Annotated in this window: 12 protein-coding genes, 4 tRNA genes and 1 other RNA gene; 9 read left to right on the top strand and 8 right to left on the bottom strand. The window is 37.7% G+C overall.

What is annotated here, in order from left to right; genetic code table 11:
• Position 1 precedes the first annotated feature (1 nt).
• Entirely contained in the window at positions 2 to 880 is an 879-nt protein-coding gene (locus I9192_RS05450; protein WP_004828334.1) for an ATP-grasp fold amidoligase family protein, read from the top strand.
• A 519-nt stretch (positions 881 to 1,399) separates the two neighbouring features.
• Positions 1,400 to 2,713, top strand: coding sequence for a spinster family MFS transporter (locus I9192_RS05445; protein ID WP_005030703.1), 1,314 nt, complete (start codon positions 1,400 to 1,402; stop codon positions 2,711 to 2,713).
• A gap of 150 nt (positions 2,714 to 2,863) precedes the next feature.
• On the opposite strand, the gene glpD is transcribed toward I9192_RS05445, so the two are convergent.
• Positions 2,864 to 4,393, bottom strand: coding sequence for a glycerol-3-phosphate dehydrogenase (gene glpD, locus I9192_RS05440; protein ID WP_042089411.1), 1,530 nt, complete (start codon positions 4,391 to 4,393; stop codon positions 2,864 to 2,866).
• Between the two features lie 140 nt (positions 4,394 to 4,533).
• The gene (locus tag I9192_RS05435; protein WP_005030709.1) at positions 4,534 to 5,289 is read right to left on the bottom strand and encodes a DeoR/GlpR family DNA-binding transcription regulator; all 756 of its coding nucleotides are present in this window, start codon (positions 5,287 to 5,289) and stop codon (positions 4,534 to 4,536) included.
• A gap of 455 nt (positions 5,290 to 5,744) precedes the next feature.
• Between I9192_RS05435 and I9192_RS05430 the strand changes: the two genes are divergently transcribed.
• A complete protein-coding gene (locus I9192_RS05430; protein ID WP_042089289.1) occupies positions 5,745 to 7,064 on the top strand; it encodes an MFS transporter in 1,320 nt (439 codons plus the stop codon).
• 145 nt (positions 7,065 to 7,209) lie between these two features.
• Positions 7,210 to 7,635 carry a lipase chaperone gene (locus I9192_RS05425; RefSeq protein ID WP_042089291.1) on the top strand — a complete coding sequence of 142 codons (426 nt, stop codon included), beginning with the start codon at positions 7,210 to 7,212 and terminating at the stop codon, positions 7,633 to 7,635.
• Positions 7,636 to 7,675: 40 nt separating this feature from the next.
• On the opposite strand, the gene I9192_RS05420 is transcribed toward I9192_RS05425, so the two are convergent.
• Together I9192_RS05420 and folD are read right to left on the bottom strand one after the other, a co-directional pair.
• On the bottom strand, positions 7,676 to 8,344 hold the full coding sequence (locus tag I9192_RS05420) for a class I SAM-dependent methyltransferase (protein ID WP_200150173.1): 669 nt from the start codon (positions 8,342 to 8,344) through the stop codon (positions 7,676 to 7,678).
• 223 nt (positions 8,345 to 8,567) lie between these two features.
• On the bottom strand, positions 8,568 to 9,416 hold the full coding sequence (folD, locus tag I9192_RS05415; RefSeq protein WP_005030715.1) for a bifunctional methylenetetrahydrofolate dehydrogenase/methenyltetrahydrofolate cyclohydrolase FolD: 849 nt from the start codon (positions 9,414 to 9,416) through the stop codon (positions 8,568 to 8,570).
• Between the two features lie 152 nt (positions 9,417 to 9,568).
• Here folD and I9192_RS05410 point away from each other — a divergent pair.
• The 3 genes from I9192_RS05410 to I9192_RS05400 all read left to right on the top strand — a co-directional run bounded on the left by I9192_RS05410 (position 9,569) and on the right by I9192_RS05400 (position 10,594).
• Positions 9,569 to 9,642: transfer RNA gene (locus I9192_RS05410), tRNA-Cys, on the top strand.
• A gap of 10 nt (positions 9,643 to 9,652) precedes the next feature.
• Positions 9,653 to 9,738, top strand: a tRNA-Leu gene (locus I9192_RS05405).
• 124 nt (positions 9,739 to 9,862) lie between these two features.
• Positions 9,863 to 10,594, top strand: a complete 732-nt coding sequence (locus tag I9192_RS05400; protein WP_200150172.1) for a hypothetical protein — start codon at positions 9,863 to 9,865, stop codon at positions 10,592 to 10,594.
• Positions 10,595 to 10,653: 59 nt separating this feature from the next.
• Here I9192_RS05400 and I9192_RS05395 read toward each other — a convergent pair whose 3' ends face one another.
• On the bottom strand, positions 10,654 to 12,420 hold the full coding sequence (locus I9192_RS05395; RefSeq protein WP_009585619.1) for an alkaline phosphatase D family protein: 1,767 nt from the start codon (positions 12,418 to 12,420) through the stop codon (positions 10,654 to 10,656).
• Between the two features lie 217 nt (positions 12,421 to 12,637).
• Between I9192_RS05395 and I9192_RS05390 the strand changes: the two genes are divergently transcribed.
• Together I9192_RS05390 and I9192_RS05385 are read left to right on the top strand one after the other, a co-directional pair.
• A tRNA-Leu gene (locus tag I9192_RS05390) sits at positions 12,638 to 12,723 on the top strand.
• A gap of 207 nt (positions 12,724 to 12,930) precedes the next feature.
• Positions 12,931 to 13,887 carry an RDD family protein gene (locus I9192_RS05385; RefSeq protein WP_005030723.1) on the top strand — a complete coding sequence of 319 codons (957 nt, stop codon included), beginning with the start codon at positions 12,931 to 12,933 and terminating at the stop codon, positions 13,885 to 13,887.
• 79 nt (positions 13,888 to 13,966) lie between these two features.
• On the opposite strand, the gene I9192_RS05380 is transcribed toward I9192_RS05385, so the two are convergent.
• The 3 genes from I9192_RS05380 to I9192_RS05370 form a co-directional block, all read right to left on the bottom strand.
• Positions 13,967 to 14,043: transfer RNA gene (locus I9192_RS05380), tRNA-Met, on the bottom strand.
• A gap of 64 nt (positions 14,044 to 14,107) precedes the next feature.
• Positions 14,108 to 14,485: RNase P RNA component class A (gene rnpB, locus I9192_RS05375), an RNA gene on the bottom strand.
• A gap of 20 nt (positions 14,486 to 14,505) precedes the next feature.
• Complete coding sequence (locus I9192_RS05370) at positions 14,506 to 14,775, bottom strand: YfhL family 4Fe-4S dicluster ferredoxin (protein WP_004828314.1); 270 nt, start codon at positions 14,773 to 14,775, stop codon at positions 14,506 to 14,508.
• Between the last annotated feature and the right edge of the window lies 1 nt (position 14,776).

Below are 14,776 nucleotides of genomic sequence, written 5' to 3'. Positions count from 1 at the left end.
CATGATTGAAAATATTATCTATACAGCGAAAGTCATTAGAACTAAATTTGTCTCTGACAAGAAATACCTTACAAAAAGATTTATTAATAAATTAGGTTACACACCTGACTTTGATAAACCGGAAAGTTTTAATGAAAAAGTAACTGCGCGCATGATCTATGAAAGAGCGCCTCTGCATACAAAACTGGCTGACAAGTTGACAGTGAGAGAAATTATTTCAGATAAAATTTGTTGCTCACATTTTGTACCTTTACTTGGTGTATACAAATGCTTTAGCGAAATTGAGTTTAATAAACTCCCATCTAAATTTGTTTTAAAGTGCAATCATGATAGCGGTAGCGCAATCGTGTGCCATGATAAAAGTCAATTTGATATTAAAAATGCAGAACTAAAATTAAAGCATCATTTAAAACAAAATATGTATTTTAAAAAAAGAGAATGGCATTATAAAAATATTACACCGTTGATTCTGGCTGAAGAGTTTGTTGAATTATGGACAGATCCAAATAGCCAGTTAACGATTACCACCAGTCGAGTACATTGTTTCGAAGGTCAACCCAGATATATTGAAGTTGATGTTCAAGATAGTCAAGGCATTGATTATTCAAATATTTATGATACCGATTGGGTCCTACAACCCTTTACAGTTGACTTAAAGAATAATAGCCCCTTAGGCTTAGCTCAACCGAAAAGTTTAAGCAAAATGCTGCAACTTTCTCAAGACCTTTGCTTTAAACATGGTTATAGTCGTATCGACTTTTTATTGGCTGGAGATGATGTTTTTTTCAGTGAAATCACGTTGACACCAAATGCAGGACGGATGGTGATTACACCAAGTGAATGGGATTTCAAGTTAGGCGCCCTCTGGAAAAGTTATTGATTTTTTTTATTAAAAAATATAGTGAATCAATCCAGCAAGTAAAAGAGTTTAACGTTGACTTGTTGGATTGTTTTTTGGGTTTCCTCAATGGAAAGTGAACAATAAAAACCATGAGTTTTCCGCTTCATTTGAATCACAAGCTTTTTCACTTCACATTAATATTTTTATAAATGATAGTATTATAAATAAAATACAAAAACTTAAATGTATAGTATTAAAAAATATTGCTGCCATATGATGCGTATATCCAAATAAGGCACAGACTTATTTATTTGTTTTAATTCCTACACAAATATCATAAATCTAATAACTATCCTTTTCTTTATTTGGTTATTTATCTAAAAAAACCACAATCAATTTAATTTCACTTGCATTTAATAAATATATTATATAGATTTTCTAAACAATATGAACAATAAGTGGTGGTTAAAAAAATTCCATCAATCGTAAAACAATACTTCTAAATCGGATCAAGTCGGATCGCTTGATCTTCCAAAAATAAACAAAGGAGTTGTTACCGTGAATAGCTTAATCCACAACAAATGGAAGATTTTGATTCTGTTGTTTCTAGCCAATACGATGAATTTTTTTGATCGTACAATTCCAGCCGTGGTCATTGAATCAATCAGATTAGAATATAGTCTAAATGACAAACAATTAGGAATGCTTGCTGCTGCATTTTCCTTAGTCTATGCCATTGCTGGCTTATATTTTGGAAAACTTGCAGACCGCAACTCAAGAAAAAAAATTATCGGTATAGGTTTAATCGCATGGAGTGGCTTTACCGCCATGAATGCACTTGCATGGAGTTATATCTCTTTTTTCATGGCTCGTGTAGGTGTTGGTGTCGGTGAGGCAAGTTATGCACCTGCTGCGAACTCTTTAATTGGAGATTTATTTCCACCTCAGCATCGCGCCAAAGCAATAGGTATTTTTATGCTCGGCTTACCAGTGGGAATGGTACTCGCTTTCTTCACCGTTGGTGGGATTGCACAAGCATTTAACAGTTGGCGTGCACCTTTTATAGTTGCGGCTGTACCTGGTCTGATCTTAGCCATCTGTTTTTTCTTTATTCGAGAACCTGCACGAGGCGCAGCAGAAGCTGAAAACTATCAAGCCAAAACTTCAAAGCAAAACAGCTTAGGAAGCCTTTTAAAAATCAAAACGCTACGTTGGATTATTCTTTCTGGCATTATGCAAAATCTTGCGATTGCTGCTGGCATCGCATTTCTAGTGCCGTTGTTCCTACGTTATTTTGGTTTAACCTTAATCCAAGGCTCATTACTTGCAGGATGTATTATCGGGATAACAGGTTTAATCGGCTTAACACTTGGCGGTGTCATTGCAGACAAGATTTATCAAAAATCTAAAAAGGGTCGTTTATTGTTCGGAGCACTGTGTTTATTGATCTCGGCGATTATGATTGGATTAAGTCTAATGCTGAAAAGCCAAGCTGTGGTTTTATTTACAGTATTGTCTTGTCTCGGTTGGCTTGCAATGTACAACTATTACACAACCGTCTACCCTGCTATTCAAGAAGTTGTCGAACCCAATCAAAGAGCAATGGCTTTTGGTTTATGTCTTGCGATCATGTATGTATTAGGCGGCGCATTTGGTCCACTTCTAGTTGGCGCACTTTCTGATCATTATGCAAATGCCGCAATGACTGTATCAGGTGCAACAGGGATTACGGATCAATTCCGTGCCATCGGTTTACACAAAGCCATGATTATTATTCCAATCACTTTATTACTGAGTGCCGTATTCATTTATATGAGTGCACAAACATTTATGAAAGATGCGCTTACATTGCAGCAGCCGAATGAATCATAAAACACAATGTTCAAGATGAAAGGATTCAGTATTCGAAGTTGGATGGTTATGGTTTGAGGTTAAAAGTTTAATTTTTAAACTTCAATATTCAAATTGAATCTACAAAATACAATAAAGCCAATGCATGATTCATTGGCTTTATAAATTGCATTATGCAACATCTTTTTGCAATCGACGTTCATGTAACTCAAGCAAGTAGGCATCCAAAAGATCAATGTCATCCTGTTTAAATTCAAGATATAACTTGCTACGGCGACTCAATATATCCTGACTCGTGATTGCCCATTCCTGATCGACTAAATAATCCACTTCTTGCGCATAAAGCCCATGTCCAAAACTTTGTCCAAGCTCATGCACTGAGGAGGAATAATTTAAAAACTTCCATACATAAGTGCCATAAGCATGTGCCCAGCGACTTGCTGTTTCCAAATCAATGCCTTTGATTTTAGTCTGGATCTCCAAGATTAAATCTTCTACTGAGACCAAGTTTTCTGCACCAGGTAATAAAGCATGTGCGGTCCAAGATTGTTGCATTTCAGGGAAAAACTTTTTCAGTTGCTCAAGTGCTGATTCAGCAAGCTTGCGATATGTCGTCAACTTGCCACCAAAAACCGACAATAAAGGCGCTTCACCTGAATGTTGTTGAGAAAGTGCTAAAGTATAATCACGCGTAATTGCTGCTGGGTTATCAGATTCATCATCACACAATGGGCGCACACCTGAAAAAGTGCTGACAATATCATTTTGGCTCAGTTGTGTCTTAAAATGATCATTGGATACTTTTAAAAGATAATCAATTTCTTGTTGAGTGATTTCAACTTGATTAGGGTCATCATGATATTCACGATCTGTGGTTCCAATCATGGTGTATTGGTTTAAATAAGGGATCGCAAACACGATTCGCTGATCGTCATTTTGCATAATATAGGCTTTATCACCTGCATAAATTTTTGGCACAATGATATGGCTCCCTTGAACCAAACGAATGCCATAAGGTGATTTTAATTTCAAATCCTGTTGGATAAATTGTGCCACCCAAGGACCTGCAGCATTGACCAATACTTTGGCTTGAACTTGATATATCCCTTGTTCATTTTCAAGTTGGATTGTCCACACAGCATTTTCACGTTGCGCGGCAATACAACGTGTTTGACTAACAATCTTTGCACCCTTTTCCCGTGCCTGCATTGCATTGAGAATCACCAAACGAGAATCATCAACAGCACAATCGGAGTATTCAAAACCACGGGTAATATCTTTATTTAATGGGCTGGTTTCAGGGTTGAATTGGACCAAATTTGATCCTGGCAGTTTTTCTCGTTTGCCCAAATGATCATAAAAAAATAAACCCGTACGGATTAGCCAAGCTGGTCTAAGGTGCGGTTGATGAGGCATGATAAAGCGCATTGGACGAATAATATGTGGGGCTTTCGCCAGTAAAACTTCACGCTCTGCCAAAGCTTCACGAACCAAGCGAAATTCCTTATGTTCTAGATAACGTAAACCACCATGAATCAATTTACTACTGGCGGATGAGGTATGACTTGCCAAATCATCTTTTTCACAAAGCAAGACCGATAAACCACGCCCAACTGCATCATTGGCAATTCCAACACCATTAATTCCTCCTCCAATCACCACGATGTCATAACAAGTTTGCGGTTCGTTCATTTGCATCATAACATCACCTTTTGATTGAAGAGTTTTAACATATTTTCGTTTATTTTCATTTAAGAAAATAATAGAGACTTTTTTGATCAATGTCTATTCGATAATCAATAGATTTGCAACTGACATTTAAGCTCGTCATTGAATAAAGCCTAAACCACAATCAAATTCACTTCTGCCGCATTGATTTGTTGAATATAAGCTTCAGCAGGCTGTTGATTGGTAAAAAGACGATCAATTTCTCGAAGATGCCCCATGCGCATCATTGCATGACGACCAAATTTACTATCATCTACAGCTAAAAAAATCTGTCGAGCACCAGCAATAATTTCTTGAGAGACTGAAACTTCCTGAAAATCAAAATCCAATAATGTCCCATCTGCATCAATTCCACTGATGCCAATCACGGCGTAATCCACTTTGAATTGTTTAAAAAATTCAGATGTCGCCTGCCCAATGACCCCGCCATCGGGGCGAACTTTGCCACTGGCAATAAGCACTTCAAAATCTTCTTTTACACTTAGAATTTTGGCAACATTTAGATTATTGGTAATAATTTTAAGCCCTCGATGTTGCAATAAAGCGACAGCAATTGCTTCTGTCGTTGTCCCGATATTGATAAATAAAGAAGCATAATCTGGAATAGCTTTTGCCACAGCAACTGCAATACGCTGTTTTGCCTCTGCGTTATGGCTCATGCGTGTACTGTATTCAGTATTGGTCACACTTGAGTCTATCGCAGCACCGCCATGATAACGTCGCAACAATCCAGCATCAGCCAACTGATTAATATCTCTGCGTACAGTTTGCGGTGTCACTGTAAATATCTGCGCAATTTCTTCAATACTGATATATCCCCGTTGTTTAACCAGTTCCAAAATTTGCTGTTGTCGAATCATGAAGTTCATAAATGCAAACCTTATTGTTTTATTTTCGAAAATGAACATTTAAATACATACATAACATAAGTTCTTGTTATTCAGCTAGCTTTGAATCTTAATTCTCAATACTGATCGTTTTTTTATTTGAGTACTTTTTACACATTTGACTCATTTCCACCCAACACTTTATCTGTACTAAAAACAGCCACCCATTAAACTATTTAAAATTAAATAATTGTTTTAAAAAAATTATTCTTTATTTTAGCCATTCTTAAATAATTATTGATCCTGAACATAAAAAAGGCATACGACCAAAGTCTAATAAGGACAACCTTCATTCTTGCGTATAACGAGCTGTGTAATGATTTGTATCTCTCCGCAGTACTGATTGAAATTCTCTCTTTTTGATTTTTCTGTTTAGATTTTCACCCCAAATGAACCCTAAACAGGCTATGTTTTGCATATTCTTTTGGAGAATTGCCTTGTCCAATTCATCACCTCAGGTTGCTCCTTCGCAACTTGATAGAAAAACTCGTTTCAAATCTATACTTGGTGGCTCAGCTGGTAACCTAGTTGAATGGTATGACTGGTATGTCTATGCCGCATTTACGCTCTACTTTGCACCAGTGTTCTTTCCAGAAGGTAATGAAACAGTCAAGCTTCTCCAAGCTGCTGCTGTTTTTGCTTTAGGTTTTTTAATGCGCCCGATTGGCGCTTGGATTATGGGAATTTATGCCGATCGTAAAGGTCGTAAAGCTGGTTTAACGCTTTCTGTATCCTTGATGTGTGTCGGTTCTTTAATTATCGCTTGTGCACCGTCTTATGATTCTGTCGGTATGCTTGCTCCAGCGCTTCTACTCTTTGCTCGTCTCTTACAGGGCTTAAGTGTCGGTGGTGAATATGGTTCAAGTGCGACATATTTAACTGAAATGGCAGGAAAGAATCATCGCGGTTTCTTCTCTAGTTTCCAATATGTCACCTTGATTTCAGGGCAGTTGTTGGCACTTTGTGTATTGATTATCCTCCAACATACACTTTCAGAAGATGCCTTGCATGCATGGGGATGGCGTATTCCATTCTTTATCGGCGCTTTGTTAGCCATTGTTGTATTCTGGATTCGTCGTGGCTTAGTTGAAACAGAATCAGCTAAACAAGCGCAAGAACATGCCAAAAATGGTGGTGAAAAATCGGGGGCTTTGGCTTTATTTACCAAATACCCTAAACAAGCATTCACAGTGATTATGTTGACCGCAGGTGGAACGCTAGCATTCAACACATTTACCACCTATTTGCAAAAATATTTGGTCAATACCTCTGGCTTTGAAAAGACCACAGCAACAGAAATTACCACGGCAGCGATCTTTGTCTTCATGTTGATTCAACCTGCTGTTGGCGCACTTTCAGATAAAATTGGTCGTAAACCGATTATGATCACCTTTGGTGTTTTAGGTGTTCTATTTACCATCCCTATTTTCAATGGGCTTGGTTCAACCACAGACCCTAAAACTGCATTTTTCTTATGTATGAGTGGCATGGTGATTGTAACTGGCTATACTGCAATTAATGCGGTAGTTAAAGCAGAACTGTTCCCTGCTCACATTCGCGCTCTGGGTGTTGCGTTACCATACGCTTTAGCAAATACAATCTTTGGTGGTACAGCTGAATTAGTGGCATTAAGTTTTAAAAATGCAGGTCACGAAAACTATTTCTTCTACTACATCACGTTTATGATTGGTCTATCTTTAATTACTTATATCTTTATGAAAGATACTAAGAAAAATAGCTTAATCACAGATGATTAATCAAAATCCAAAAGTAGCTTAGATGGGTTAAAACAGCTTTCTTATGCAAATTAGAAAGCTGTTTTGATTTGAACAATTCAATCATCGAGAAAATCACAAAGCTATGGCATACTAAAAATAATTCAAAAAGCTGGGACTTTAAAAGATGAAAATAATCACCTGTGCAGGTTTAGGATTAATGGTTTTAGCTTTATCGGCGTGCCAAACAACACCGCGTCAATATAATGGGATGACAGGCTACCAAATCGAAAGTCAGTCAAGCAATAGCGCAACATTGGCATATACACTTTCTGGTCGCGCTGACCGTGATTTAGATGCCAGTAAATTACAACGTGCATGTCAAAAAGTTTTAGGTGCAAATAAAACCTATAAAATTTCTGTGCTTAGTATCAATGAAATCATCAACCCGCAAACTGCACAAAATCAAGCCGGTGTTCAACTTGGGCATAGTCGAACCTCTTTTGGACTATCAAATACTCCTAATCTAAACAACAGTGAGGATTATGCAACGCGTCAAGCACTTGAAACTCGTCCAAGCACCTTGCATGTTGTACGTTATACTTGTTCTTAATACACCCAATCATAATAAATTTTCAAAAAATAAGACGCTTTTATAGCGTCTTATAAAAACTCACATTTCGAAACTCTTTGGCTTCATCTAAATCAGGCCATGTTGTTGCACTTCGTTCATCCAATTTTTGATAATTCGGATGACTAAAGTTTTTGACCCGACTGTCCGCTACCCATACTTCAGGGGCAAACTTTAAAAATTCATCTAAGAAAAAGCGATTAGATTGATCATATAAAACATCTGCGGCGAGCAATACATCCACCTGTTCTGCTTTATATAAATCATCCAGATATTCTAGCTCTACCTCGTTTAGTGCGGCATTTTCACGACAAGCATCTAAACTCACTTGGTCAATGTCACAACAAATCACACGCTTGGCACCCGCTAATTTGGCAGCAATCGCGACCACACCTGACCCAGCGCCAAAATCGAGAACCACCTTATCTTTAACACGATGTGGCTCAGCCAATAGCCATTGTGCCATCGCCAAACCAGATGCCCAACAAAAGATCCAATAAGGCGTGTCATTCCAAATACGACGAATCACTTCATCATCTAAACGATCAGTCGGAAAAACCGGTGGAATCAACCACAATGAAATCGGAGTCTCAGGTAACTGCTGAGCGAGTAGCTGGCATTGAGGAATCACCTCATGCAAGGCTTTGAGTAAATGTGATGGGGCTTTAGGAAATTGTAAAGTACAACTCATAAATGTATAACCAAAATGATTATTCTAATACTTCGCAAATACACTAAGGTTGTTGACGCTTATATACTTCGATAATTTGCTGTTATTGCAGATCGCATCATATTGAATACATGATTGTCACAAAGTCTATTATTAAAGCAACTTTTACCAAAACAAAAATGAAATTTTCGAGAAGCCTTCACTATCTACAAACAATGGTGAAGGCATTGCTATCAATATTTGATTAAGCTAACGCTTTTTCTGCTGCTTCTACAGTTTGACGAATCAATGTAGTAATCGTCATAGGTCCTACACCACCTGGAACTGGGGTATATGCTGAAGCAACTTCTTCAATTCCAACCAATTGAATATCACCAACACCACCACCTTCACGAGGATGGAAACCTGCATCTACCACAACAGCACCTTGTTTGATCCAGTCTTTTTGAATCAACTCTGCTTTACCTACTGCACCCACAACGATATCCGCTTGTTTGATTAATTCAGCAAGGTTTTGGGTACGTGAATGACAGATTGTCACTGTAGCATTGGCTTGAAGTAACATCATTGCCATCGGCTTGCCTAAAATTGCTGAACGTCCAACCACTACAGCATGCTTACCGGCAATCTCAATCTTATTTTCTTTAAGAATGGTCATGATGCCCGCAGGAGTTGCAGAACCATATGCTGCTTCACCCATTGCCATACGACCAAAACCAAGACACGTCACACCATCAACATCTTTTTCTAAAGAGATCGCATCAAAACAAGCACGTTCGTCAATCTGTTCAGGTACAGGATGCTGCAACAAAATACCATGTACATCAGGATTGGCATTTAATTTTTCGATTTCAGCCAATAATTGTTCAGTCGTGGTTTCTTTGCCTAATTCAACTTTCAAAGAATCCATACCTACACGACGACATGCATTTCCTTTCATACGAACATAAGTCGCAGATGCGCCATCATCACCCACTAAAATAGTCGCTAAAATTGGGGTACGACCTGTTTTTGCCTTTAAAGCTTCAACACGAGTCAACAAGTCTGCTTCAATTTGTTTCGCTAATGCGCGACCATCCAATACCAATGCCACGGCACATCTCCAAAGTAGATATGAATCAATTTTGCAAATAATACATGATTATTTAGACAATTTTCTTTCGTATGCTGATTTTATGTGCATATGCATGAAATATAGTATTGTTTTTTTTTCAAAGGTTGCTAATATGTGCATCACCAAGACATGGCGGGGTGGCAGAGTGGTCATGCAGCGGACTGCAACTCCGTGTACGCCGGTTCGATTCCGACCTCCGCCTCCAATCTTGTAAAGCCCGAGTGGTGAAATCGGTAGACACAGGGGATTTAAAATCCCCCGCCCACAAAGCGTGCCAGTTCGAGTCTGGCCTCGGGCACCATTTTAATCAACATTAAAATGGTGTAATAAAAAACCCAGCGATAAGCTGGTTTTTTTATGTCTAAAATTTTATATTAGCTTTTTATGTTAATCTCTAAATTGCAGTTTAAATAAGTGAAGCCTATATGATTCAAAACAAGCAAGTTTCCTTCTATTTAAATCAGTTACAACAACAATATCCAAAAGCATTTAAATACAATTTTTTATTTTATAGCCAAATTAAAACCAAAGGGCTTTTAGATGAAGCCAAGGAGTTTATTCCTTGGATTTTATCAATCATGATTTTTTGCAGTATTTACTTCAGCTTAGGTCATTATATTTCAATTCATTTTGTTCAATTTGATGCTTTTCAAGCCAATGCCATCGCAGCCTTGGCGGTTATGTTATTTTTTATGTTGATTGTTCCCATTATTATCAACCAAATCAAACACAGCTCTACCCATCTTTATCAGCAACTTAACAATACGCCATTTAAACTTGCCGCATTGATTATTCTACAAGCACTGAACCTATATTTTATTGAAAGTACACTTTTACAAGGTTTGCTATTTTTCTTTGCGATGAGCTTTGGTTTTGTGAAGTTCTATAAAGAAAATCTATTTCGAGACAGCACCAAAGATACTGAATTTTATCAATTACAACAAATTCGCAGAACTTGCTTTTGGGCGTATAAGCAAGCCAAAAAAGCCAGATTTAAAATGAGATTTTATAATAAAAATTCGGAGCAATATAAGCTTCAACAGCAGCAACTTACCCAATACTTAGAATTGCATTTACAGTTATTAAAGTATGAAAATGAAATGTGTAAAACATATAAATATGAAGATTTAGATGCCTATATGGACAGCATGATGTAATTTATTTTCATAAAAAACCGAGTCAATATGATGAACTCGGTTTTTTTATACTTGAAAATTTATGCGCTTTTTTGAATGCTTTTCACATCAATCAAATTGTTATTTAACACCACTTGATGCCCACGAGTAGCATCCACAGTATATGTATTTTCCTTAATGGTACTCACAAAAATCCAATCCGCTTGAACCTGTTGCGCGGTAAAACTCACTTTCAAATAACCACGTTGATTTAAGTTAGTATAATTCAATTCATCAATCAGTGTGGTAAACGCCATTTCAAATTGCTGTAACTGCGCTAAAGGAATACTGAGGTACTTTTCCATTCCAGGCGAAGACACAGAGCTAGTTGCCAATTCAACACCCACAAAATCACCTGTTTGTGTATGCAAGTCCGCAGACCAAGCATTATGTGTATCCCCTGCCAAAACAACGACTTTCTTATTCAGTGCTTTTAGTGTTCCATATAAAATTTCACGCTCAGCATAGTATCCATCCCACGCATCGAGATTATATGGAGCTACCGTCGTCACACGTGCTTTTTCTGTAGCTGTTAAAGATGGATCACCCGCTTTTAAACGAAGTTTTAAGGTCACTAATTCAGTAATCTGTTGATTCATTTTTACCAATGTCTCTGGAGTAACATTACCACTGGTAATTGCAGCCAATGAAAGCAGTAATTCAGCTGGAATTAGCATTTTTGCCATCAAGACTTGCTGACCTAATACATTCCATGTCGCTGTAGATTGTGCCAGTTTTTTCTGTAACCAGTCTCGTTGTGTATACCCCATCAACGTACGAGAAGTACTGATCAAATCTGACTGAAACTTGGCAATATCCAACCCAGAAGCCGTCATATAATCCGCATAATCCAATTGCTTATCACGAGCCAAGATACGTGTATCCAACATCGTCAATTGCACCAATGAACCAAAGTCAAATTGTCGATAAATATTCAAATGATCTGTTTGATTCACAGGTCGAATTGGCATCCATTCAAAATACGCCTGTAATGCCGCTAACTTGCGATCAGAAAAGCTCCCTTCATTGGGTTGATGGTTTTCAGCACCCGCTTTCCATGCATCATTGGCTAACTCATGATCATCCCAAATCACAATAAACGGATGACGTGCATGTGCAGCTTGTAAATCAGTATCCTTATGATAAAGCGCATAACGTTTGCGATAGTCGTCCAATTTGATAATTTCTTTATCATTGTCCGCAGGAAGCGTACGTCCTAATTTAGCCGCATCTTCAGTTGCATAGCCATCTTTGCCATATTCATAAATATAATCACCAAGATGGATAATCGCATCGACATCTTGTTTTGCCATTTCTCGATAAACATAGAAATATCCCGCTGGATAATTCGAACACGAACATACTGCAAATTGAACAGCATTGGTCGTTTCTGGTAATGTTTTGGTACGACCGACGGGTGAAATCACTGAACCGAATTTAAAACGATAATAATAAGTTTGCCCAGACTTCAACTTATCAGCATCAACTTTAACCGTAAAATCTTGTGCTTGTGTTGTTTGTACTTTCCCTGTGTTGATGATTTGTACAAATTTTTCGTCTGTCGCAATTTCCCAAACAACTTCAATACGTAAAGTAGTATCTTGGGGAGTTACACGTGTCCATAAAATCACACGGTCCTTAAGCGGATCACCACTCGCCACCCCATGTAAAAATTCAACTTTAGTGGCTGACGTTGTTGAATCATTATTGTCGCTACCACAAGCTGTCAAAGAAACTGGTATAGATAGTGCCCCAAAACTGGCTAATGACTTTTGAATAAGTTCACGGCGTGAAATTGAGCTTGGCATTGAAATCGATTTCCTCTAAGTTTTTTTATCTCATCACTTTAATCAGGAAATATTTCACTTTAATCTCAAGTTAATGAAAAATTCATGACAATAAAATCAATATATTGGCTTAAAACGCTTTATTTTCAGCCATAAACATCCGAGTTGATTGAAAAGAAAGCAAATCGTGCTAAATACGCTTGCCAAGAGAAAAACTGTCCTTTATTATTGCGCACATGCCCGAGTGGTGAAATCGGTAGACACAGGGGATTTAAAATCCCCCGCCCACAAAGCGTGCCAGTTCGAGTCTGGCCTCGGGCACCATTTTAAATTGATATTAAAATGGTGCAATTAAAGAACCCAGCAACTGCTGGTTTTTTTATGCCAAAAATTTAATCTCTTTAAATCATTAAATTTAAAATTAACATCTATTTCAAAATATCAAATACATCATTTTTAATATCTCACTTAAATATTTGATGATATTGATATTTACTTAATACATTCATAAATTCAATTTAATTAAAAACTATGACTGAAATTCAAAATCCAGTAAAAACGATTGCTCCAATATTTCCTCGATTTTTTGCATTTATCATCGACTGTTTGATTGTCGGTGTTGCATGTTTGGTAATGGGGAAAGTGCTATATCCCTATTTTGAAAACTCTCCATTTATTTTTCAATGTCTTGGCACTTTGCTATGTTTGTTTTATTTCTCTGCTTTTAACAGTTCGATTGGAGATGGTAAAACGATTGGAAAAATACTCTGTAAAATTCGTGTAAAAGACTTTACCGGTGCTTCAATTTCACCAACCCACGCTTTAATTCGATCAAGCATTTTCATTATTCCATTTTGCTTTATCGGTTATTTACAATCCTTTGCACATCCGCCCCTTTCACTTATTTTAATCATCGCCTTTTTTCAAAGTATTGTTTTTGCATGTTTCTACTTGGCAGTTTTTAATGGAAACAGCCAACAATCCCTTCATGATGTACTGACACGTACACAAATTCTCAGAAATACACAATCCAATATGCCTCATCAGGCAATATGGAAAGTGCATTATTACATTCTCACTTTGATCACAATGATCATTTTTTCAATCAATGTCTGGCATTATGTTCAAAATCAAAATTCAACAACTCATGATTTGACTTCAATCTCTGATGATATTCAAAATATTCAGATCGAAAATCGTTATACTTTTATTGGCGAAACTGAATCAACAAATCAAGTTCTCATTTTAAATATTAGTCAACCTGCTTATCTTGATCAGGTTGATACTGCTGAAACATTAATTCAAAGGCTTCAACAAGACAGCAATATTTTAGCCCAATATAAAATCAATCAAGTGCAATTTAATTTTTCCTATCAATTCGGTCTAGCAAAATTATCAAAAGCAACCATTTATGATTATAAAAAGACTGCCACAACGACTCAGCTCACCCATATCGGTGAGAATACATCCGTGAAGCTTGGTTTTTAAAAGAGCATTTAAATGGTTTTAATATGCATGATTGAAAGATAAAAAAAGACCACGTTTTTGGAAACGTGGTCTATAAAAATGGTGGCTATGACGGGACTTGAACCTGTGACCCCCGCATTATGAGTGCGGTGCTCTAACCAACTGAGCTACATAGCCTAAAACTGTGCGCGCATTATCTGCTGTAACTCACGTTACGTCAAGTAATAATTGCAATAAAATTCATTGAAGTGAGCCGATAAGCCGGGTTCTGTCTAGAACGATCATTCCTCTAGGCGCACAATCACTCATACGCTCAAGCGACCTACCCGGATCCAGCATGGGCCATGCCTATAGGATCCCTATTTGGTCTTGCTTCCGGTGGGGTTTACCATGCCATGAACTGTTACCAGTCATGCGGTGCGCTCTTACCGCACCCTTTCACCCTTACCTTCCATTTCTCCGAAAAGAAACGTTATTGAAGGCGGTCTACTCTCTGCTGCACTTTCCGTCGGTTTACACCGCCCAGGCGTTACCTGGCACCTTGCCCGATGAAGCCCGGACTTTCCTCCCCTGCTTCAATCACGGAGATCTCCACAGCAGCGATCGTCTGGCTCACTTCGGGGCGTATGCTAACAAATTTTACTGGGAATTGCTTGCGCTTTTTTGAGCAATTAAACTTTTATACTTCTCCATCAAGTCTTCTTGGCTTTCTACATGATTTGGATCAAGAGGAATACAATCTACTGGACAGAAAAGTGCACACTGCGGCTCATCAAAATGCCCCACACATTCTGTACAGAGGTTTGGATGGATTTCATAAATCTCCTCCCCCATAAAAATGGCTTCATTTGGGCATACCGGTTCACATACATCACAATTGATGCATTCATCAGTGATTATTAAAGACACA

This window comes from Acinetobacter bereziniae (assembly GCF_016576965.1).
Lineage (GTDB): Bacteria > Pseudomonadota > Gammaproteobacteria > Pseudomonadales > Moraxellaceae > Acinetobacter > Acinetobacter bereziniae.
The sequence above is the reverse complement of the archived record's forward strand: the minus strand, read 5'-3'. Positions and strand labels throughout refer to the sequence as shown.